The sequence below is a fragment of the Rhodoferax sp. TH121 genome (assembly GCF_002251855.1).
Lineage (GTDB): Bacteria > Pseudomonadota > Gammaproteobacteria > Burkholderiales > Burkholderiaceae_C > Allorhodoferax.
Genome location: NZ_NOXW01000020.1, coordinates 100941 through 119967, shown reverse-complemented (window position 1 = coordinate 119967; position 19027 = coordinate 100941). Strand labels below are relative to the sequence as shown.

Below are 19027 nucleotides of genomic sequence, written 5' to 3'. Positions count from 1 at the left end.
AGGCTAGGCCTAGACTAAGCGCCAAAGTGCTTAGCTGCCCAGCATTTGGCGTACGGAGTTGGCACAGACAGCCATCAGGCCGCTTGGGAAAACACCCAGCACCAGCACCAGTCCACCGTTGATGCACAAGACCACACGCACGTCCACAGGTGCTGTGACAGTTGTGACGGTGATGGGCTCATCAAAGTACATGACTTTGATAAGACGCAAGTAATAGAAAGCACCGATCAGCGACATGAGTACCGCAAACACGGCAATCGCCAAATAGAAACTGTCACCCGATGCAATCAAGGCCTGCAGCACCGACAGCTTGGCATAGAAGCCCACCATCGGTGGAATACCTGCCAAGGAAAACAGACAGATTGCCATGACCGCGGCGTACAGCGGGCTACGCTGATTCAAACCTGCGAAGTCGGCAATTTCCTCGCTCTCGAAGCCATCGCGCGACAGCAGCAAGATCACACCAAAGGTGGCCAAAGTGGTGAGCACATAACTGACCACATAGAACATCGCAGAGCTATACGCATTGGCGCCCGACGCTGTATTTCCATTCACAACACCAGACATCAGGCCAAGCAACACAAAGCCCATTTGTGCAATGGTAGAGAAGGCCAGCATACGTTTGATGTTGGTCTGTGCAATGGCAGCCAAGTTGCCAATCAGCAGGGAGCCAATCGACAAGAGCATCAGCATCTGCTGCCAGTCTCCCGCCAGGGGCAGCATACCCTCGACCAACAGTCGCATGACGATGGCAAAGGCCGCCAGTTTGGGGGCGCCACCAATCATCAAGGTCACCGCAGTGGGTGCGCCCTGATAGACATCGGGAATCCACATATGGAACGGCACCACACCCAACTTGAACGCCAAGCCAGCCACCAGAAACACCAAACCAAACACCAGCACCATGTGGCGAATCTGGCCCGACGCGATGGCCTTGAACACTTCGTTCACGTCCAGAGATCCGGTGGCGCCGTACAACATGGACATGCCATAAAGCAGGAAGCCAGATGCCATTGCACCGAGCACAAAATATTTCATGGCTGCTTCGGTCGCGGCCACATGGTCACGGCGCAAGGCTACCAAGGCATAACTGGACAGAGTCAACAACTCCAGGCCCATATAAATGACAAGGAAGTTATTGCCGGAAATCATCACAAACATGCCAAGCAGCGCAAAAATGCTCAAGGTGAAAAGCTCACCGCCGCGTAGCATGTCTCGCTGTCCAGCGTAGGCACGACCATACACCAGGGTCACCATCACGGCCAGTGTGGCAAAGCACTTGAGCCAGTTGCCCATGGCGTCGCTTACCACCATATTGCTAAAGGCGTACTGCGTGAGGCCGGTGGAGGCATAGGACGCTTGCAACAATGCAACTGCCGCCAGCGTCAACAAGGTCAGCACATGGGTCACACCACGCAACGGCGACTTCACGCGCAAATCAATCAGGGCAATGGCACAGGCCATGACCAGCAGAATGATTTCTGGCAATACCGTGATCAAACTGAGTTTGTCTATCATCGTTCGTCTCGCAATTCAGTTGGATCAGTTCAACTTGGACGCGGCCACGTGCTTGAGCAACTCGGCCACAGAAACGTCCATCACATCAGTGAAGGGTTTGGGGTGGAGCCCCATGTACAACACCGCGACAGCTAAGAGTGCCAACATAAAGAACTCTCGTGCATTGATATCCGTCAACCCCTTCACATCGTCATTGGTGACAGGACCAAGATACACCCGCTTGAACATCCACAAGGTATAGGCGGCACCAAAAATCAGTGCACTGGCAGCTGCAAAACCGATCCAAAAATTGAACTTCACAGCCCCCAGGATCACCATCCATTCGCCCACAAAGCCGGCGGTACCTGGCAAACCACAATTGGCCATGGCAAACAACAAGGCAAATGCGGCGAATTTGGGCATGGTGTTGACCACACCGCCATAACTGGCGATTTCCCGCGAATGCACACGGTCATACAACACACCAATCGACAAGAACATGGCGCCAGACACAAAGCCGTGCGCGATCATTTGCACCAAGCCACCGGACACACCCAAGTCATTGAAGATAAAGAAACCCAGGGTCACGAAGCCCATGTGCGCCACCGACGAATACGCCACCAGCTTCTTCATGTCTTGCTGCACCATGGCTACCAAGCCCACGTAAACAACTGCAATCAAGGACAGCGCCACCATGACACCACCCCACTCGTGTGCAGCATCGGGTGCAATGGGCATTGAGAAACGCAGAAAACCGTAGGCGCCAAGTTTGAGCATGATGGCGGCCAGTACGGCAGAGCCACCAGTGGGCGCCTCAACGTGCACATCTGGCAGCCAAGTGTGTACTGGCCACATTGGAACCTTCACTGCAAATGCTGCAAAAAAAGCAAAGAACAGCAAGGTTTGCGCGGTACTACCCAGAGGCAGGGCATGCCAAGTGGCCAAGTCAAAGCTACCACCCGACTTGGTGTAGAGGTAAATCAAAGCCACCAACATCAACAGGGAGCCGAGCAAGGTGTAGAGAAAGAACTTGAACGCGGCGTAGATCTTGTTGGGACCACCCCAGATACCGATGATGAGGTACATCGGAATCAGTGTGGCTTCGAAGAACACGTAGAACAGCAAACCATCCAGTGCTGTGAACACACCAATCATGAGTCCGCTCAAAATCAGGAAGGCGCCCATGTATTGGTTGACGCGCTGAGTGATAGCCTCCCAGCCTGCAATGACCACCACTACAGTAATAAAGGCTGTGAGCGGAACAAACCAGAAGGAGATGCCATCTACGCCCAAGTGGTAGTAGACATTGAAGCGGCTAATCCAAGCTGCCTTTTCCACAAACTGCATGGCTGCGGTCGTGGTGTCAAACTGTCCATATAAAGGCAAGGTCAACAGGAAGCTGACCACAGCACCAACCAAGGCAATCCAGCGAACCGCCTTGACATGTTCGTCACGACCACAAGCCAACAGCACCGCGCCGAATGCGATGGGAACCCAGATAGCGAGGCTCAACAAACCCATATTATTTTTCTCCTACTTGAGCCAAACGAAGTACGTCATCAGGACAAAGATGCCAAGAATCATGACCAGCGCATAGTGGTACAAATAACCGGACTGTCCCTTGCGCACGATGGATGACACCCAGCCCACCAGCTTCCAAGAACCATTGACCACCGTGCCATCAATTACCGCTTGGTCACCAACCTTCCATAGGCCTGTCCCTAATGCACGGGCACCACGGGCAAGGATGTTTTCGTTGATCCAGTCCAGGTAATACTTGTTTTCCAGCAAGTAAAACAAAGGCATGACACTGCGCTTGATGGCCGCAGGAACAGCAGGGAAAACCATGTACATCAGATACGAAGCCACCACACCTGCGAGTGCCAACCAGAAGGGTGCAGTGGAAAACGCATGCATGGCCATTTGCGAGGGCCCATGGAAAATCCCTGCTAGGCCTGCCATAGCGCCATGCTTTTCGGCATTGACAAAAATCACATCCTTGAAGAAATCGCCGAACAGCATGGGCTGAATGGTCAAGTACCCAATCAGTACAGAGGGAATCGCCAACAAAACCAACGGTACAGTTACGACCCAAGGAGACTCGTGTGGCTGATGGTCGTGCCCATGATCACCATGATGATCATCGTGGTGCGCATCGGGATTTTGGTCAAACCGCTCCTTGCCGTGGAACACCAAGAAATACATACGGAACGAATAAAACGCAGTCACGAACACACCTGCCAACACCGCAAAGTTTGCGAAACCGGCAGCTGGCAAATGACTGAAGTGCACGGCTTCGATAATGCTGTCTTTGGAATAAAAGCCAGCAAACAAAGGCGTTCCGATCAGTGCAAGAGAGCCCAGCAAAGAGGTGATCCACGTGATCGGCATGTACTTGCGCAACCCACCCATCCAGCGTATGTCTTGGTTGTGGTGCACGCCCATGATCACTGAACCAGCACCAAGGAACAGCAAGGCCTTGAAGAAGGCGTGGGTCATCAGGTGGAACACTGCCACCGAGTAGGCCGAAGCTCCGAGGGCCACCGTCATGTAACCCAACTGCGATAGCGTGGAGTAGGCTACGACACGCTTGATGTCGTTCTGGATGATGCCTAGAAATCCCATGAAGAGTGCCGTGATGGCGCCAATGACGAGGATGAAGTTCAAAGCTGTGTCGCTGAGCTCGAACAGGGGCGACATGCGTGCCACCATAAAGATTCCGGCGGTCACCATAGTTGCAGCGTGGATCAACGCGGAAATCGGCGTAGGCCCTTCCATGGAGTCGGGCAACCACACGTGCAGCGGGAACTGCGCAGACTTGCCCATAGCGCCAACAAACAGGCAGATACAGATAACGGTGACCAACATCCAGTCGGTACCGGGAAAGCCTAGCTGCGCCAATTCACCGGTCTTCGCAAACACCTCGCTGTAGTTCAGCGTGCCCGCATAGGCCACAATGAGGCCGATGCCCAAGATAAAGCCGAAGTCACCGACACGGTTGACCAAGAAGGCCTTCATGTTGGCAAAGATGGCAGTGGGCTTGTTGAACCAGAAGCCGATTAACAGGTAAGACACCAAGCCCACAGCTTCCCAACCGAAAAACAGCTGCAGCAAGTTGTTGCTCATTACCAGCATGAGCATGGAGAAGGTGAACAACGAGATGTAGGCGAAAAAGCGGTTATAGCCTTCGTCTTCTTCCATGTAGCCCACGGTGTAGAGGTGCACCATCAGGGACACGAAAGTCACGACACACATCATCATGGCAGTCAGGCTATCTACCAGAAAGCCGACCTCCATCTTGAGCCCTCCCACCACCATCCAGGTGTAGAGTGTTTCGTTGAAGTGTGCGCCATCCAAGACCACAGACTTCAGGGTGTCGACCGACAGGATAAATGCGATCAGCACGCCGAGGATCGTGAGTGTGTGACTCAGCTTGCGACCGATCCAGTTACCACCGAAACGGGTGCCGAATATACCGGCCAGCGCGGCACCAGCCAGAGGGGCCAGCGGAACGGCCAGCAAGGTCGATGCGGAAAGGGTTTGGCTCATTGTGTTTAACCTTTGAGCGAATTGAGTTCGTCCACGCTGATGCTGTTCTTGTTGCGGAACAACAGCACCAAAATGGCCAGGCCAATAGCGGCTTCGGCGGCGGCCACTGTCATGATGAAGAGCACGAAAATCTGTCCGTGCAGGTCATTGAGGTAATGGGAAAAGGCCACAAAGTTGGTGTTGACAGCCAGCAGCATAAGTTCGATGGCCATCAGCAGAACGATCAGATTGCGGCGGTTCAGGAAAATGCCGACCACCGACAGGGCGAACAGCATGGCACCCAGCGACAGAAAATGGCCCAAGGTCAAAGTCATTGTTTTTTCTCCGCGTCGGCTTCGGCAAGAACTGCCGGGGCGGCCTGGGTAGAGGCCATCTTCACTACGGTCATACGGTCACGTGATTTGACACGAACCTGTTCCGCAGGATCTACATACTTGCTGTCCTTGCGGGCGCGCAAGGTCAGTGCGATGGCAGCGATCATGGCAACCAACAAAATGGCTGCAGCTACTTCCAGCGGAAGGAGATATTGCGTGAATAGCAGCACGCCGATGTCCTTGGTGTTCGAGTTGCTGGCTGTTGCCGCTAGCGAGGGATCCTCGACGATACGGAACCCGCCCATCAGCACTGCCGCCATTTCCAGGGCAATGACGACACCGACAAGCGCGGCCAGCGGGAAATGCTTCCAGAAACCCAAGCGTAAATTTTCCACATTGACGTCCATCATCATCACGACGAACAAAAACAGCACCATCACAGCCCCCACATAGACCAGCACCAGCGCGATGGACAAAAACTCGGCTTTGAGCAACATCCAGATCAGTGCGGCCTGAAAAAAGGTCAACACGAGATACAGGGCAGCATGTACCGGATTACGCGCCGTGATGACTCGGAATGCGGCGAACAGCAGCACGGCCGAGAAGGCATAAAAGAGACCAGTCGTAACACTCATGATTCAAACACTTTCTTGCGACAGATCAGCGGTACTTGGCGTCAGCTTGCTTGTTGGCAGCAATCTCTGGCTCATAACGATCACCAACAGCCAACAGCATCTCTTTGGTGAAATATAAATCCCCGCGCTTCTCGCCGTGGTATTCCAAGATATGGGTCTCCACAATTGAGTCCACGGGGCAGCTTTCTTCACAGAAGCCACAGAAAATACATTTCGTCAGATCGATGTCGTAACGGGTGGTGCGACGCGAACCATCGTCCCGCACGTCGGATTCAATGGTGATTGCCATCGCTGGGCACACTGCTTCACACAGCTTGCAGGCAATACACCGCTCTTCACCGTTTTCGTAGCGGCGCAGTGCATGCAGGCCACGAAAGCGAGGAGACAGCGGCGTTTTCTCTTCGGGGAACTGGACTGTCACCTTGCGGCGGAACAGGTAACGCCCCGTCAGGGCCAAGCCCTTGAAAAGCTCCACGAGCAGGAAGCTGTAGAGAAAATCCTTGAGAGAAAAAGCGGAAGGCATACGGGCAACAGAATTGGAAGACATGGGCAGCTCCTTCACTTCCAGATGCTGAAGGGGGTTTGCATCCAGCCACCAATGACCAGGAGCCAAACCAGTGTGACGGGGATAAATACTTTCCACCCCAAACGCATGATCTGGTCATAACGGAAACGAGGGAATGTGGCACGCACCCAGATGAACAAACTGACAATGGCACAGGTCTTGATGCCAAGCCAAATCCATCCGGGGATGAAGTCCAGCGCGGCCACTGGCGACAACCAGCCACCCAAAAACATCAGGGAGGCCAGGATGGAAATCAGCCACATGTTGGCGTACTCGGCCAAATAAAACATGGCGTAGGACATACCCGAGTACTCGACCATATGGCCGGCAACAATTTCCGCTTCGCCCTCGACCACATCGAAAGGATGACGGTTGGTTTCAGCCAAGCCAGAAATAATGTAAACAACAAAAATGGGCAGCAAAGGCAGCCAGTTCCAAGACAGAAAGCCAAGGCCCATCGCGGCAAAGTCACCCTTGCCCTGCCCCATCACAATTTCCGAAAGATTCATACTTCCGGAAATCATCAATACGATCACCAAGCAAAAACCCATCGCAATTTCGTAACTGACCATCTGCGCCGAAGCACGTAGAGCCCCGAGAAAGGCGTATTTGGAGTTGGATGCCCAACCGGCAATCACCACGCCATACACTTCCATGGAGGTAATGGCCATTACGAACAGCAGGCCCGCATTGATATTTGCAAGTGCGACATCGGGACCGAAGGGAATGACAGCCCAAGCCGCCATGGCAGGCATGATAGTCAGAATGGGCCCAATGAAGAACAGGCCTTTGCTAGCCTGGGTTGGAACCAGAATTTCCTTCGTAAGCAGTTTCAAGGCGTCGGCAATAGGCTGCAACAAACCCCAAGGGCCGACACGATTCGGACCGACACGGACCTGCATCCACCCGAGAAACTTGCGCTCCCACAAAGTGAGGTAAGCAACGGCACCCATGAGTGGTAGGACCACCACGACAATTTTCAGCAGAGTCCAAATCACAGGCCATACAAAGCCGGCCCACCACGATGAGGCGATCAATCCCAAACCCGTGTTGTAAATCATGTCAATCATGACAAAGCCCCTTCTCGCGCTTGGGCACCCTGCTTCGCATCAGCGGTTAATTGGAGCGATGTCGAACGGCGCACCAGACTATCTAATTGATAGATGGAGGCTGCAACAGGAGCAACTTCAGCAGCCAGCAAATCAATCGAACAATCACACGCATTGCTCAGACGCTCTGCAGGCACAAAACAAGCATTACCCTGCTGCTCCAGCGTCAAAGTCTTCAGAACGTCTTGCGAAGTCTCGTAGTCCATACCTGGAACACCCAAGAGATTCGCCATCACACGGAGGACCTTCCACGCGGGACGGGCATCTCCAGCAGGTTTGACTACAGCGTGAAAGCTCTGCACTCGGCCTTCCGCATTCACAAAGCTACCCGAAGTCTCTGTGAACGGCGCAATTGGCAAGATCACATCGCTGACGTCCAAGTTGGCCTTGAAAGGACTCAAAGTCACAACCATCTCTGCCTTGGACAGTCCCAGCAGCGCGTCACGCCCTAATGCGCTGTCAAATTCCGGCTCCGTGTTCAGCAGCATGGCTGCTTTCAAACCACCAGACAACATTTGCGCAGCATTCAGCCCCGCCGCCTGAGGCAAGGCACCAACAATCTGAGCCCCCACGGTATTGGCTGCTTCAGTCAAATAGCCCACCGAAGCACCCGTTTGTTCAGCAATCCAATTGGCCAAAGCCAGCAGGCTTGACGCCTTGGCATGGTGCGCGGCGGCATTGCCCAGCAACACTGCCTTGCGTTCGCCCGACAAGAGGGAACGCGCAATCGACTGGGCCACAGGAGTGGCCGTGCCGCTTGCGGGCGCGGGAACCGTTTTCTCGGCCGCAATGGCAGTTGCAATGTCAGCAAGCGCCTGCACCCACCCGGCCGCAGGGGTCAGCGCGGTGTGTGCCACGGGCAATGCCCAGTCGGCAGACTCCGATAACACGGCGCTGACCACGCAGCCAAGCTTGGTGGCTTGGCGAATACGCTGGGCGAACAGGGGGTGGTCCTTGCGCAGGTTGGAACCGACCACCAGCACCCGTTGCAGTTGCGACAGCGAGACGATGGAGGTGCCCAGATAACGCACACCGGCTGCAGGCACAAACTCGCTGTTACGCAGGCGGTAGTCGATGTTGTCACTGCCCAAACCACGCACCAAGGCACCAGCCAGTTGCAATTCTTCCAGCGTACTGTGCGGGCTAACCAAAGCACCGATGCTGGAGGCACCGTGGTTGGCCTTTATCTGTTTCAGCCCATTGGCCACGTACTCCAGTGCAGTCTGCCAGTCCACGCTCTTCCACTCACCGCCCTGCTTGAGCATGGGAGTGGTAAGCCGTTCATCACTATTCAAGGCTTCGTAGGAAAAACGGTCACGATCAGCAATCCAGCACTCGTTGACAGCTTCGTTCTCCAGCGGGACGACGCGCAGCACTTTGTGGTTCTTCACCTGGACAATCAGGTTGGCACCGGTGGAATCATGCGGGCTCACCGACTTGCGGCGCGACAGTTCCCAAGTACGAGCGCTGTAGCGGAAGGGCTTGCTGGTGAGTGCCCCTACCGGGCAAATATCGATCATGTTGCCCGAAAGCTCGGAGTCCACTGATTCACCAATGAAGGTCTCGATCTCGGCATGTTCGCCACGATGCGACATGCCCAACTCCATCACACCAGCAACCTCCTGACCAAAACGTACACAGCGCGTGCAATGGATACAGCGGCTCATTTCCTGCATGGAAATCAGCGGCCCCACATCTTTGACAGGCACTACACGCTTCTCTTCTTCGTAGCGCGAAGATGATCCCCCGTAGCCCACGGCCAAGTCCTGCAACTGGCACTCACCGCCCTGGTCGCAAATGGGGCAATCCAATGGGTGGTTGATAAGCAAAAACTCCATGACCGACTTCTGGGCCTTGATGGCTTTGTCGCTCTTGGTCCGGACGATCATGCCTTGCGTCACCGGCGTTGCACAGGCCGGCATGGGCTTGGGCATCTTCTCCACGTCTACCAAACACATGCGGCAATTTGCCGCAATGCTGAGTTTCTTGTGGTAACAAAAATGGGGAATGTAGGTACCCGCCTTGTCAGCCGCATGCATCACCATGCTGCCCTCAGCGATCTCTACCTTCTTGCCGTCGAGTTCGATTTCAATCATCTTATGACTCGCTCAAACGTGGGCCGCAACCATGCTGGTCTTGTGCTCTACGAGGTATTCGAATTCGTGCCGATAGTGTTTGATCATGGCGCGCACCGGCATCGCAGCCGCATCGCCCAAGGCACAAATGGTGCGACCCATGATGTTCTCGGCAACGTTGTCCAGCAATGCCATGTCGCTGGGACGGCCTTGGCCTTCCACAATGCGGTCCACCATCCGAGAGAGCCAGCCCGTGCCTTCACGGCAAGGGGTGCACTGCCCGCAGGACTCGTGCATGTAAAAATAGGATAGTCGTTGCAAGGCCTTGACCATGCAACGCGTCTCATCCATCACTATGACCGCACCAGAACCCAGCATGGAGCCCGCCTTGGCAATGGAATCGTAGTCCATGGTGCACTCCATCATGATGGATGCAGGCAGCACCGGCGAGGAAGAACCACCAGGGATTACGGCTTTCAGGGCCTTGCCACCGCGCACACCACCAGCCAACTCGAGCAGCTTGGAGAATGGCGTTCCCATGGGAATCTCGTAGTTGCCGGGACGCTCCACGTCGCCGCTAACAGAGTAGATCTTGGTGCCACCATTATTGGGCTTGCCGCATTCGAGGTAGGCCTGACCACCATTGCGAATGATCCATGGCACCGCTGCAAACGTTTCGGTGTTGTTGATCGTAGTGGGCTTGCCATAGAGACCAAAACTGGCTGGGAACGGTGGCTTGAAGCGTGGCTGGCCCTTCTTGCCTTCCAACGATTCGAGCAACGCAGTTTCTTCCCCGCAGATATAGGCACCAAAGCCGTGGGCAGCATGCAGCTGGAAGCTGAAGTTGCTGCCCATGATGTTGTTACCCAGCAGACCGGCGGCACGCGCCTCTTCTAAAGCTTCTTCAAAGCGCTCATAGGCGGAGAAAATTTCTCCGTGGATGTAGTTGTAGCCCACGCTGATGCCCATGGCGTAGGCAGCAATGGCCATGCCTTCAATCACGATATGCGGGTTGAACTGCAAAATGTCGCGGTCCTTGCAGGTACCTGGCTCACCCTCGTCGGAGTTGCAGACCAGATACTTCTGTCCGGGAAACTGGCGCGGCATGAAGCTCCACTTCAGGCCTGTGGGAAAGCCCGCACCGCCGCGTCCACGCAACGCCGACTCTTTGACCGTCGCAATCACTTGGTCTTGCGTGAGCCCCTCGCCACCATCCTTGCCCAGGATCTTGCGCAGGGCCTGGTAACCACCGCGTGCCTCGTAATCTTTGAGACTCCAGTTGGCACCATTCAGACCCGCATAAATTTGTGGGTTGATGTGGCGGTCATGGAAACAGGTCTGAACGCCTGTGGCCTTGAACTGGTCAAGGATCGTGTCGACGCTCATCCTTGGGCTCCTTCGGCGCGCAACGCATCGACCAACTGGTCGAGCTTGTCGTCACTCATGAAACTGCACATATGGCGGTCATTGACCAGCATCACCGGCGAATCGGCACAAGCACCGAGGCATTCGCTTTGCTGCAGCGTGAACAGTCCATCCGGCGTGGTTTCACCCATGTGAATGCCCAGTTTCTTTTCCAAGTGGTGCAAAGCATGCTGGCCATTGCGCAGCTGGCACGGGAGGTTGGTACAGACGTTCAATTTGAACTTGCCCACCGGCTTCTGGTTGTACATGTTGTAGAAGGTCGTGACTTCGTGCACGGCCATAGGTGCCATGTGCAAATAGTCGGCAATCACCTTCTCACTGTCGGTACTGACATGGCCCAGCTCCTGCTGCACGATGGACAAGCAGGCCATCACTGCAGACTGGCGCCCAGCATCGTTGTCAGGGTACTTGGCGACTTCCTTGGCGAAGCGTGCCTTGGTGGCGTCAGAGATCATCGGTCAATCTCTCCAAAAACAATATCCATGGTGCCAATGATGGACACCGCGTCTGCAATCATGTGCCCGGTGGCCATCTCGTTCAGACCTGCCAAATGGGCAAAGCCTGGAGGACGAATTTTGAGACGGTAAGGTTTATTGGCGCCATCGCTGACGATATAGATGCCAAACTCGCCTTTGGGATGCTCCACCGCGGCATAGGCTTCGCCTTCCGGTACGCGGAAACCTTCGGTGAACAGCTTGAAATGGTGAATCAACTCTTCCATGCTGGTCTTCATGGATTCGCGCGAAGGGGGAGCCACCTTGTGGTTGTCCGTGATCACCGGACCAGGGTTGGCCTTGAGCCAGTCCACACACTGCTTGATGATGCGGTTGGACTGCTTCATCTCTTCCATGCGAACAAGATAGCGGTCGTAAACGTCGCCGGTCTTGCCCACGGGGATATCAAAATCCAGCTTGTCATAAGCATCATAGGGCTGCTTCTTACGCAGGTCCCAGGCAATACCGGAGCCGCGCAACATCGGCCCCGTAAAACCCATATTCAACGCGCGCTCTGGCGTCACAACACCGATGTTCACGGTGCGCTGCTTCCAGATGCGGTTCTCGGTCAACAGCGTGTGGTATTCCTCTAAGCATGCGGGGAAACGTTGCGTGAAGTCCTCAATAAAATCCAGCAAGGAGCCCTTGCGGTTTTTGTTCAGCTCTTCGATCCCCTTGGCATTGCGCACCTTGCTAGCCTTGAACTGGGGCATGGTGTCCGGCAGATCACGATAAACACCACCAGGTCGGAAATACGCTGCATGCATGCGCGCGCCGCTGGCCGCTTCGTACATGTCGAACAGATCTTCCCGCTCGCGGAAGGTGTAGATCAGGATCGTTGAGCTGCCACAGTCGTTGCCGTGCGACCCCAGCCACATCAGGTGGTTCAGCAAGCGCGTGATTTCGGAGAACATCACACGGATGTACTGCGCACGCTCAGGCACCTCGATGCCCAAGAGCTTCTCTATCGCCAGGCAGTAGGCATGCTCGTTGCACATCATGGACACGTAGTCCAATCGGTCCATATAGGGCAAGGACTGGATGTAGGTTTTGCTTTCTGCGAGCTTTTCGGTAGCACGATGCAGCAAACCGATGTGAGGATCGGCACGCTGGATAACCTCGCCGTCCAGCTCCAACACCAAGCGTAATACGCCGTGCGCTGCAGGGTGCTGCGGACCAAAGTTCAGGGTGTAATTCTTGATTTCAGCCATGCATTCAACTGCTTACTGCAGGCCTCCGTAATTCTCTTCGCGAATGATGCGGGGGGTAATCTCGCGGGTTTCGATGGTGACCGGCTGGTAAACCACACGCCCCTGCTCCGCATCGAAACGCATCTCCACATGGCCCGTGGTCGGGAAGTCCTTGCGGAAGGGATGGCCGATAAAGCCATAGTCGGTAAGGATGCGACGCAGATCGTTGTGACCTTCGAACACGATGCCAAACAGGTCAAAGGCTTCACGCTCAAACCAATTGGCAGAGTTCCAGACTTCCGTGACCGACGCCACAGCGGGCATGTCATCACTGGGGGCAAACACCTTGACCCGCAAACGCTGATTCAAGCTCACCGACAAGAGATGCATGACCACGGCAAAACGCGAACCTTCGTAAGTACCCGACTTGTAGTCGGAATAATCCACACCACAGAGATCCAACAGCTGTTCAAATTGGCAACCGGGTGAATCGCGCAATGCCTTGGCCACCACCAGCAGGTCTGCGGCAGACACCAGCAACTCAACTTCACCCAAAGCTACCGTCAAACGCTTGGCCTTATCTCCCAACACGCGCTGTACCGCCTCCAGCGTTGCTTCGGGCCGAATGGAATAAACAGTCATAACAATCCTCAGGCCCGGGCGATGGTTTCAGTGCGGCGAATTTTTTGCTGCAACTGCAAAATACCGTACACCAAGGCTTCAGCCGTGGGAGGACAGCCTGGCACATACACGTCCACAGGCACGATGCGGTCACAGCCTCGCACTACGGAATAGCTGTAGTGGTAGTACCCGCCACCATTGGCGCAAGACCCCATGCTGATCACCCAGCGTGGTTCAGACATCTGGTCATACACCTTGCGTAAAGCAGGCGCCATCTTGTTGCACAGGGTGCCGGCAACGATCATCAGATCAGATTGGCGAGGACTGGCTCGAAACACCTCGGAACCGAAACGGGACAGGTCATAGCGCGCCGCTGCTGCGTGCATCATCTCTACCGCACAGCAAGCCAAGCCGAACGTCATTGGCCAGATGGAGCCCGTCTTGGCCCAGTTCATCACCGAGTCGTAGCTCGTGGTGACAAACCCTTCTTTGAGTACACCTTCAATCATTGGATCACTCCCAGTCCAGCGCGCCTTTTTTCCACATATAGACAAAGCCGATAGTCAACACCACCACAAACTCTGCACCAATGAGGAAACCCAACATACCGGTTTCTTTCAAGGACACGGCCCACGGAAACAGAAAGGCTGTTTCAAGGTCGAACAAAATGAAAAGGATGGCCACCAAGTAGTAGCGAACATCAAACTTCATGCGGGCGTCTTCGAAGGCCTCGAAGCCGCATTCGTACGGGGAGTTTTTGGCAGGATCGGGACGATTGGGCCCCAGGATATAGCCGAGTACCTGGGGCACTACACCCACGCCGATACCGACCAAGATGAACAAAAGTACGGGGAGATATTGATCGAGGTTCATCTTGAGATTCTGATCACCGTTACAGCCCAGCCAAGAAGGCCCTTGGCTGAACGGATATTGTTCTGGTGCCGTCGGCGAGACTCGAACTCGCACAGCTTTCGCCACTACCCCCTCAAGATAGCGTGTCTACCAATTTCACCACGACGGCGGCTCTCAGCTGGTGAAGTTGCGTGAGGAGCCTTGCGGCATTTGCTTATTCACCAGCCCTAGAGTTTACCCTGAATTTACCCTGCCACCGGCAGGGACAAGGGATTTAAAAACGCTTACTTGGCCGGAATTTGCGCGGCACCAGTCGCTGGCGCAGCAGGAGCCGACTCAGACGCTGCGGACGCAGCAGCGGGGGCCACGACGGCAGCACCTTCGAGCACAGAACCAGAGCTGGCGGGACGCAGGTTGCCAAAGTAGGCAAGCGCCAGAGTGCAGACGAAAAACACGGTAGCCAGAATGGCCGTGGTACGCGACAGGAAGTTGGCACTGCCGCTGGCGCCAAACAGGCTACCCGAACCACCACTGCCAAAAGCGGCACCCATGTCGGCACCCTTGCCGTGTTGCACCAGAATCAAGCCAATCATGGCGAGGGCCGACAGCATTTGCACAGTCAGGATGATGGTGACGATAAAGCTCATGTAATACTCCTTAATTTGAAAGAACTGCGCAGCCTCAGGCGGCTGCGGCGATGATGGTCAGAAAATCAGCGGCCTTCAGCGAAGCGCCGCCCACCAGGCCACCGTCAATATCGGCCTGACCCAGCAATTGGGCGGCATTGGCTGCATTCATGCTGCCACCATACAGAATCTGCACACGATCCGAATGTTCTGTTGCCGCATGCAACTGTGCACGTAGCACGGCATGCACCTGCTGCGCCTGCTCAGGACTGGCGGTCTTGCCAGTACCAATGGCCCACACCGGCTCATACGCAACCACGATCTCGCTAATGCAGTGGCCATTGGTATGAATGACGGCTGCCAGCTGGCGCCTGACCACTTCTTCGGTCAATCCGGCTTCGCGCTCCTGCAGTGTCTCACCCACGCACACGATGGGCGTGATTCCGGCTGCAAGCGCCTTTTGGGCTTTGCTGGCCACCACCACATCCGTTTCACCGTGGTACTGGCGTCGCTCGGAGTGGCCAACGATGGCGTAACGCACAGACAAGTCGCGCAGCATGCCAGCAGACACTTCACCGGTATACGCACCGACGTCGTGTGCCGACACATCTTGCGCACCCACGGCAATGGCAGAACCTTTTACCAAGGCGCCCACCTCGGCCAAATATGGTGCAGGCACACATACGGCGATATCGCAAGCAGCCGCACCCGCGCCAGCCAGCAGTTGCTGCACCAGCGCGGCATTGGCGGCCGTGGAACCGTTCATCTTCCAGTTGCCCGCAATCAGTTTCTTTTTCATGCTGCATCCCACTTCAAAACAATTTTCCCAACGTGCTGGTTGGACTCCATCAGCGCATGGGCTTTCGCCGCATCGACTGGTGCAAACACGCTGTGAATCACGGCCTTGATACGCCCAGCAACCAGCAAAGGCCAGACCACGCGCCGACAAGCAACTGCAATTGCCGCTTTGAAGGCCACGGGCCGTGCGCGCAGGGTCGAACCCGTGATGGTCAGTCGTTTGCGCAGCACCAATCCGGCATTGATTTCACTTTGCACACCACCCTGCACGGCAATGATGACCAAGCGCCCATCATCCGCCAGGCACTGCACTTCCTTGGCCACATATGCGCCTGCTACCATGTCCAGCGCCACATCGACTCCACGCCCTTTGGTAAGGCGCAAAACCTCCGCCTGGAAATCCTGGGTCTTGTAGTTGATGGCATGGTCAGCACCCAGCGCCAGGCAAGCTGCACATTTTTCATCACTGCCCGCTGTCGCAACCACCGTGGCACCCAGGGCCTTCGCCAGCTGGATCGCCATGACACCAATGCCGCTGCTACCACCTTGCACCAGCAAGGTTTCTCCTGCTTGCAGACGGCCACGGTCAATCACATTGCTCCACACGGTAAACAGTGTCTCGGGCAGACTGGCTGCCTCGACATCACTCCAGCCCGCCGGCACCGGAAGACACTGGCCCACGGGTGCGACACAGAGCTCGGCATAACCACCACCAGCGACCAAGGCGCAGATACGGTCACCCAACTGAAAGCCGGCAGCTTTCATTGCCTCGGCGTCGCCCGACACAATGGTGCCCGCCACTTCCAGCCCCGGAAGGTCAGAAGCGCCTGCGGGCGCCGGGTAATGTCCGGCACGCTGCAAGACGTCAGGTCGGTTGATCCCGCTTGCGGTCACGCGAATGCACACCTCCCCCACGCCTGCGACAGGCGCAGGACGATCCACCCAACGCAACACGTCGGGCGGACCGAAGGACGAGATTTCGACAGCTTTCATAGCCAAATCAACAGGTAGCCCTGGCGCTGATTGCGCGAGCAGCTACCAATTCAATAGCAAAGCAAATTAAGCTTGCTCGCCATTCTGGGCCGGACGGTCCAGCAGTGCCTTCATGGACAGCTTGATGCGGCCCTTTTCATCGGTTTCCAGTACCTTGACTTTGACGATCTGGCCTTCAGACAGGTAGTCCGTGACCTTCTCGACGCGCTCGTGGGCGATCTGGCTGATGTGCAGCAAGCCGTCCTTGCCGGGCAGCAGGTTCACCAGGGCGCCGAAGTCCAAGATCTTGGTGATCGGACCTTCGTAAACCTTGCCAATTTCGACTTCAGCAGTGATCTGTTCGATGCGCTTCTTGGCTTCGTCTGCCATCGCACCGTCGGTGGCGGCAATGGTGATGGTGCCGTCTTCCTCGATGTTGATCTGGCAACCGGTTTCCTCGGTCAGCGCACGGATCACGGCGCCACCCTTGCCGATCACGTCGCGGATCTTCTCGGGGTTGATCTTCATGGTGTAGAGCTTGGGTGCAAAGCTGGACACTTCAGTCTTGGCTTCGCCCATGGCCTTTTGCATTTCACCGAGGATGTGCATGCGTGCTTCCTTGGCTTGGGCCAAAGCAACTTGCATGATTTCCTTGGTGATGCCTTGGATCTTGATGTCCATCTGCAGCGCGGTAATACCGTTGGTAGTACCGGCAACCTTGAAGTCCATATCACCCAGGTGATCTTCGTCACCCAGGATGTCGGTCAATACGGCGAAGCGGTTGTCTTCCTTGATCAGGCCCATGGCGATACCGGCTACGTGCGCCTTCAAGGGCACACCAGCATCCATCAGCGACAAGCAGCCGCCGCAGACGGAGGCCATGGAGGAAGAACCGTTGGATTCGGTGATTTCCGAGACCACACGCATGGTGTAGGGGAATTCTTCCTTGGTCGGCAGCACGGCAACGAGGGCGCGCTTGGCCAGACGGCCGTGGCCGATTTCACGGCGCTTGGGTGTGCCCACACGGCCGGTCTCGCCGGTGGCGAAGGGAGGCATGTTGTAGTGCAGCATGAAGCGGTCTTCGAAGTCACCGCTCAAAGCGTCAATGCGCTGGGCATCGCGCTCGGTACCCAATGTGGCGATCACCAAAGCCTGGGTTTCGCCGCGGGTAAACAAAGCAGACCCGTGGGTACGGGGCAGCACGCTATTGCGGATTTCAATCGCGCGCACGGTGCGGGTGTCGCGGCCATCGATACGGGGTTCGCCGGCCAGAATTTGGCCACGCACGATCTTGGCTTCAATCTCAAACAACAGGCCTTCCACGGCCACGCTGTCAAATTCCACACCATCGGCCTTCAGGCCAGCAAACACCTCTGCATAGGCAGCGCGACATGCTTGGGTACGGGCTTGCTTGTTGCGGATTTGGTAAGCGGCTTCCAGCTTGGGTTTGGCCAAAGCGCCCACTTTGGCAACCAGGGTTTCGTCCTTGGCGGCAGGCTTCCAGTCCCACACGGGCTTGCCAGCATCGCGCACCAGTTCATGGATGGCGTTGATGGCGATATTGCCTTGCTGGTGACCGTAGACCACGGCGCCCAGCATGATTTCTTCAGACAGTTGTTGGGCTTCAGATTCCACCATCAGCACGGCAGATTCGGTACCTGCAACGACCAGATCCATGATGGAGTCTTTGCGTGCGGTTTGACCCGGGTTCAACACGTACTCGCCGTTGACATATCCCACGCGGGCTGCGCCGATGGGGCCGTTGAAGGGCACACCAGAGACGGACAGTGCAGCAGACACAGCGATCATCGCCGCGATGTCGGCGTCGACTTCGGGGTTCAGCGACACGGTGTGCACAACCACGTGCACTTCGTTGAAGAAGCCTTCGGGGAACAGGGGGCGGATCGGGCGGTCGATCAGGCGGCTGGTCAGCGTTTCAAACTCGCTGGGTCGGCCTTCGCGCTTGAAGAAGGAACCGGGGATCTTGCCCGCGGCGTAGGACTTTTCCAGGTAGTCCACGGTCAGGGGGAAGAAGTCCTGGCCGGGCTTGCCTTCGGTCTTGGCGACCACAGTGGCCAGCACCACGGTGCCGTCCATGTCCAGCAGCACAGCGCCGGTGGACTGGCGTGCGATTTCGCCGGTTTCCATGGTGACCGTGTGTTGGCCCCATTGGAAGGTCTTGGTAACTTTGTTGAAAATGCTCATGTTTTATCTCCGTTGAGTTGTAGAAGGTGCAGGCCACCTCGCACTAGCCCGGAGTCAACATCACAGTCCACGATGCCATTCCAGAAGAACTCCGACGAGC

18 protein-coding genes and 1 tRNA gene are annotated in these 19027 nt (G+C 55.9%); all 19 read right to left on the bottom strand.

Annotation, left to right across the window (positions count from 1 at the left end):
• Nucleotides 1–30: 30 nt before the first annotated feature.
• The 19 genes from nuoN to pnp all read right to left on the bottom strand — a co-directional run bounded on the left by nuoN (nt 31) and on the right by pnp (nt 18927).
• The gene (gene nuoN, locus CHU94_RS06620; RefSeq protein ID WP_094478041.1) at nt 31–1518 is read right to left on the bottom strand and encodes an NADH-quinone oxidoreductase subunit NuoN; all 1488 of its coding nucleotides are present in this window, start codon (nt 1516–1518) and stop codon (nt 31–33) included.
• 24 nt (nt 1519–1542) lie between these two features.
• Nucleotides 1543–3018, bottom strand: a complete 1476-nt coding sequence (locus tag CHU94_RS06615; RefSeq protein ID WP_094478039.1) for an NADH-quinone oxidoreductase subunit M — start codon at nt 3016–3018, stop codon at nt 1543–1545.
• Nucleotides 3019–3030: 12 nt separating this feature from the next.
• Complete coding sequence (gene nuoL / locus CHU94_RS06610; protein WP_094478037.1) at nt 3031–5046, bottom strand: NADH-quinone oxidoreductase subunit L; 2016 nt, start codon at nt 5044–5046, stop codon at nt 3031–3033.
• 5 nt (nt 5047–5051) lie between these two features.
• A complete protein-coding gene (nuoK, locus tag CHU94_RS06605) occupies nt 5052–5360 on the bottom strand; it encodes an NADH-quinone oxidoreductase subunit NuoK (protein WP_094478035.1) in 309 nt (102 codons plus the stop codon).
• Nucleotides 5357–5995, bottom strand: a complete 639-nt coding sequence (locus CHU94_RS06600; RefSeq protein ID WP_094478033.1) for an NADH-quinone oxidoreductase subunit J — start codon at nt 5993–5995, stop codon at nt 5357–5359. Before CHU94_RS06600 ends, nuoK begins: the two co-directional genes overlap by 4 nt.
• Before the next feature lie 25 nt (nt 5996–6020).
• Nucleotides 6021–6542: an NADH-quinone oxidoreductase subunit NuoI gene (gene nuoI / locus CHU94_RS06595; protein ID WP_094479258.1), complete on the bottom strand. Its 522-nt coding sequence runs from the start codon at nt 6540–6542 to the stop codon at nt 6021–6023.
• Between the two features lie 11 nt (nt 6543–6553).
• Nucleotides 6554–7630, bottom strand: a complete 1077-nt coding sequence (nuoH, locus tag CHU94_RS06590) for an NADH-quinone oxidoreductase subunit NuoH (protein ID WP_094478031.1) — start codon at nt 7628–7630, stop codon at nt 6554–6556.
• On the bottom strand, nt 7627–9765 hold the full coding sequence (nuoG, locus tag CHU94_RS06585) for an NADH-quinone oxidoreductase subunit NuoG (RefSeq protein WP_094478029.1): 2139 nt from the start codon (nt 9763–9765) through the stop codon (nt 7627–7629). Before nuoG ends, nuoH begins: the two co-directional genes overlap by 4 nt.
• A 12-nt stretch (nt 9766–9777) precedes the next feature.
• Nucleotides 9778–11130, bottom strand: a complete 1353-nt coding sequence (nuoF, locus tag CHU94_RS06580; protein ID WP_094478027.1) for an NADH-quinone oxidoreductase subunit NuoF — start codon at nt 11128–11130, stop codon at nt 9778–9780.
• The gene (gene nuoE, locus CHU94_RS06575) at nt 11127–11624 is read right to left on the bottom strand and encodes an NAD(P)H-dependent oxidoreductase subunit E (protein WP_094478025.1); all 498 of its coding nucleotides are present in this window, start codon (nt 11622–11624) and stop codon (nt 11127–11129) included. Before nuoE ends, nuoF begins: the two co-directional genes overlap by 4 nt.
• Complete coding sequence (locus CHU94_RS06570; protein ID WP_094478023.1) at nt 11621–12874, bottom strand: NADH-quinone oxidoreductase subunit D; 1254 nt, start codon at nt 12872–12874, stop codon at nt 11621–11623. Before CHU94_RS06570 ends, nuoE begins: the two co-directional genes overlap by 4 nt.
• A 12-nt stretch (nt 12875–12886) precedes the next feature.
• Nucleotides 12887–13495 carry an NADH-quinone oxidoreductase subunit C gene (locus tag CHU94_RS06565; RefSeq protein WP_094478021.1) on the bottom strand — a complete coding sequence of 203 codons (609 nt, stop codon included), beginning with the start codon at nt 13493–13495 and terminating at the stop codon, nt 12887–12889.
• A gap of 8 nt (nt 13496–13503) precedes the next feature.
• On the bottom strand, nt 13504–13983 hold the full coding sequence (locus tag CHU94_RS06560) for an NADH-quinone oxidoreductase subunit B family protein (RefSeq protein WP_094478019.1): 480 nt from the start codon (nt 13981–13983) through the stop codon (nt 13504–13506).
• A 4-nt stretch (nt 13984–13987) separates the two neighbouring features.
• Nucleotides 13988–14347, bottom strand: coding sequence for an NADH-quinone oxidoreductase subunit A (locus CHU94_RS06555; RefSeq protein WP_094478016.1), 360 nt, complete (start codon nt 14345–14347; stop codon nt 13988–13990).
• A 63-nt stretch (nt 14348–14410) separates the two neighbouring features.
• Nucleotides 14411–14495: transfer RNA gene (locus CHU94_RS06550), tRNA-Leu, on the bottom strand.
• 115 nt (nt 14496–14610) lie between these two features.
• Nucleotides 14611–14973, bottom strand: a complete 363-nt coding sequence (gene secG / locus CHU94_RS06545) for a preprotein translocase subunit SecG (RefSeq protein WP_094478014.1) — start codon at nt 14971–14973, stop codon at nt 14611–14613.
• 34 nt (nt 14974–15007) lie between these two features.
• Entirely contained in the window at nt 15008–15751 is a 744-nt protein-coding gene (gene tpiA, locus CHU94_RS06540) for a triose-phosphate isomerase (RefSeq protein ID WP_094478012.1), read from the bottom strand.
• Nucleotides 15748–16743: an NAD(P)H-quinone oxidoreductase gene (locus CHU94_RS06535; protein WP_094478010.1), complete on the bottom strand. Its 996-nt coding sequence runs from the start codon at nt 16741–16743 to the stop codon at nt 15748–15750. The genes tpiA and CHU94_RS06535 overlap by 4 nt, the downstream gene beginning before the upstream one ends.
• Before the next feature lie 66 nt (nt 16744–16809).
• Complete coding sequence (gene pnp, locus CHU94_RS06530) at nt 16810–18927, bottom strand: polyribonucleotide nucleotidyltransferase (protein ID WP_094478008.1); 2118 nt, start codon at nt 18925–18927, stop codon at nt 16810–16812.
• Nucleotides 18928–19027: the final 100 nt, after the last annotated feature.

What these genes read in the sequence shown, in the direction of transcription:
- nuoF (WP_094478027.1), bottom strand. Translation starts at nt 11,130, where the DNA reads ATGAGCGTCGACACGATCCTTGACCAGTTCAAGGCCACAGGCGTTCAG.
- CHU94_RS06560 (WP_094478019.1), bottom strand. Translation starts at nt 13,983, where the DNA reads ATGATTGAAGGTGTACTCAAAGAAGGGTTTGTCACCACGAGCTACGAC.
- nuoK (WP_094478035.1), bottom strand. Translation starts at nt 5,360, where the DNA reads ATGACTTTGACCTTGGGCCATTTTCTGTCGCTGGGTGCCATGCTGTTC.
- pnp (WP_094478008.1), bottom strand. Translation starts at nt 18,927, where the DNA reads ATGAGCATTTTCAACAAAGTTACCAAGACCTTCCAATGGGGCCAACAC.
- CHU94_RS06570 (WP_094478023.1), bottom strand. Translation starts at nt 12,874, where the DNA reads ATGGCTGAAATCAAGAATTACACCCTGAACTTTGGTCCGCAGCACCCT.
- nuoL (WP_094478037.1), bottom strand. Translation starts at nt 5,046, where the DNA reads ATGAGCCAAACCCTTTCCGCATCGACCTTGCTGGCCGTTCCGCTGGCC.
- secG (WP_094478014.1), bottom strand. Translation starts at nt 14,973, where the DNA reads ATGAGCTTTATCGTCACCATCATCCTGACTGTGCAAATGCTGTCGGCC.
- CHU94_RS06535 (WP_094478010.1), bottom strand. Translation starts at nt 16,743, where the DNA reads ATGAAAGCTGTCGAAATCTCGTCCTTCGGTCCGCCCGACGTGTTGCGT.
- CHU94_RS06565 (WP_094478021.1), bottom strand. Translation starts at nt 13,495, where the DNA reads ATGACTGTTTATTCCATTCGGCCCGAAGCAACGCTGGAGGCGGTACAG.
- CHU94_RS06615 (WP_094478039.1), bottom strand. Translation starts at nt 3,018, where the DNA reads ATGGGTTTGTTGAGCCTCGCTATCTGGGTTCCCATCGCATTCGGCGCG.
- nuoE (WP_094478025.1), bottom strand. Translation starts at nt 11,624, where the DNA reads ATGATCTCTGACGCCACCAAGGCACGCTTCGCCAAGGAAGTCGCCAAG.
- nuoI (WP_094479258.1), bottom strand. Translation starts at nt 6,542, where the DNA reads ATGTCTTCCAATTCTGTTGCCCGTATGCCTTCCGCTTTTTCTCTCAAG.
- nuoN (WP_094478041.1), bottom strand. Translation starts at nt 1,518, where the DNA reads ATGATAGACAAACTCAGTTTGATCACGGTATTGCCAGAAATCATTCTG.
- tpiA (WP_094478012.1), bottom strand. Translation starts at nt 15,751, where the DNA reads ATGAAAAAGAAACTGATTGCGGGCAACTGGAAGATGAACGGTTCCACG.
- nuoH (WP_094478031.1), bottom strand. Translation starts at nt 7,630, where the DNA reads ATGATTGACATGATTTACAACACGGGTTTGGGATTGATCGCCTCATCG.
- CHU94_RS06555 (WP_094478016.1), bottom strand. Translation starts at nt 14,347, where the DNA reads ATGAACCTCGATCAATATCTCCCCGTACTTTTGTTCATCTTGGTCGGT.
- CHU94_RS06600 (WP_094478033.1), bottom strand. Translation starts at nt 5,995, where the DNA reads ATGAGTGTTACGACTGGTCTCTTTTATGCCTTCTCGGCCGTGCTGCTG.
- nuoG (WP_094478029.1), bottom strand. Translation starts at nt 9,765, where the DNA reads ATGATTGAAATCGAACTCGACGGCAAGAAGGTAGAGATCGCTGAGGGC.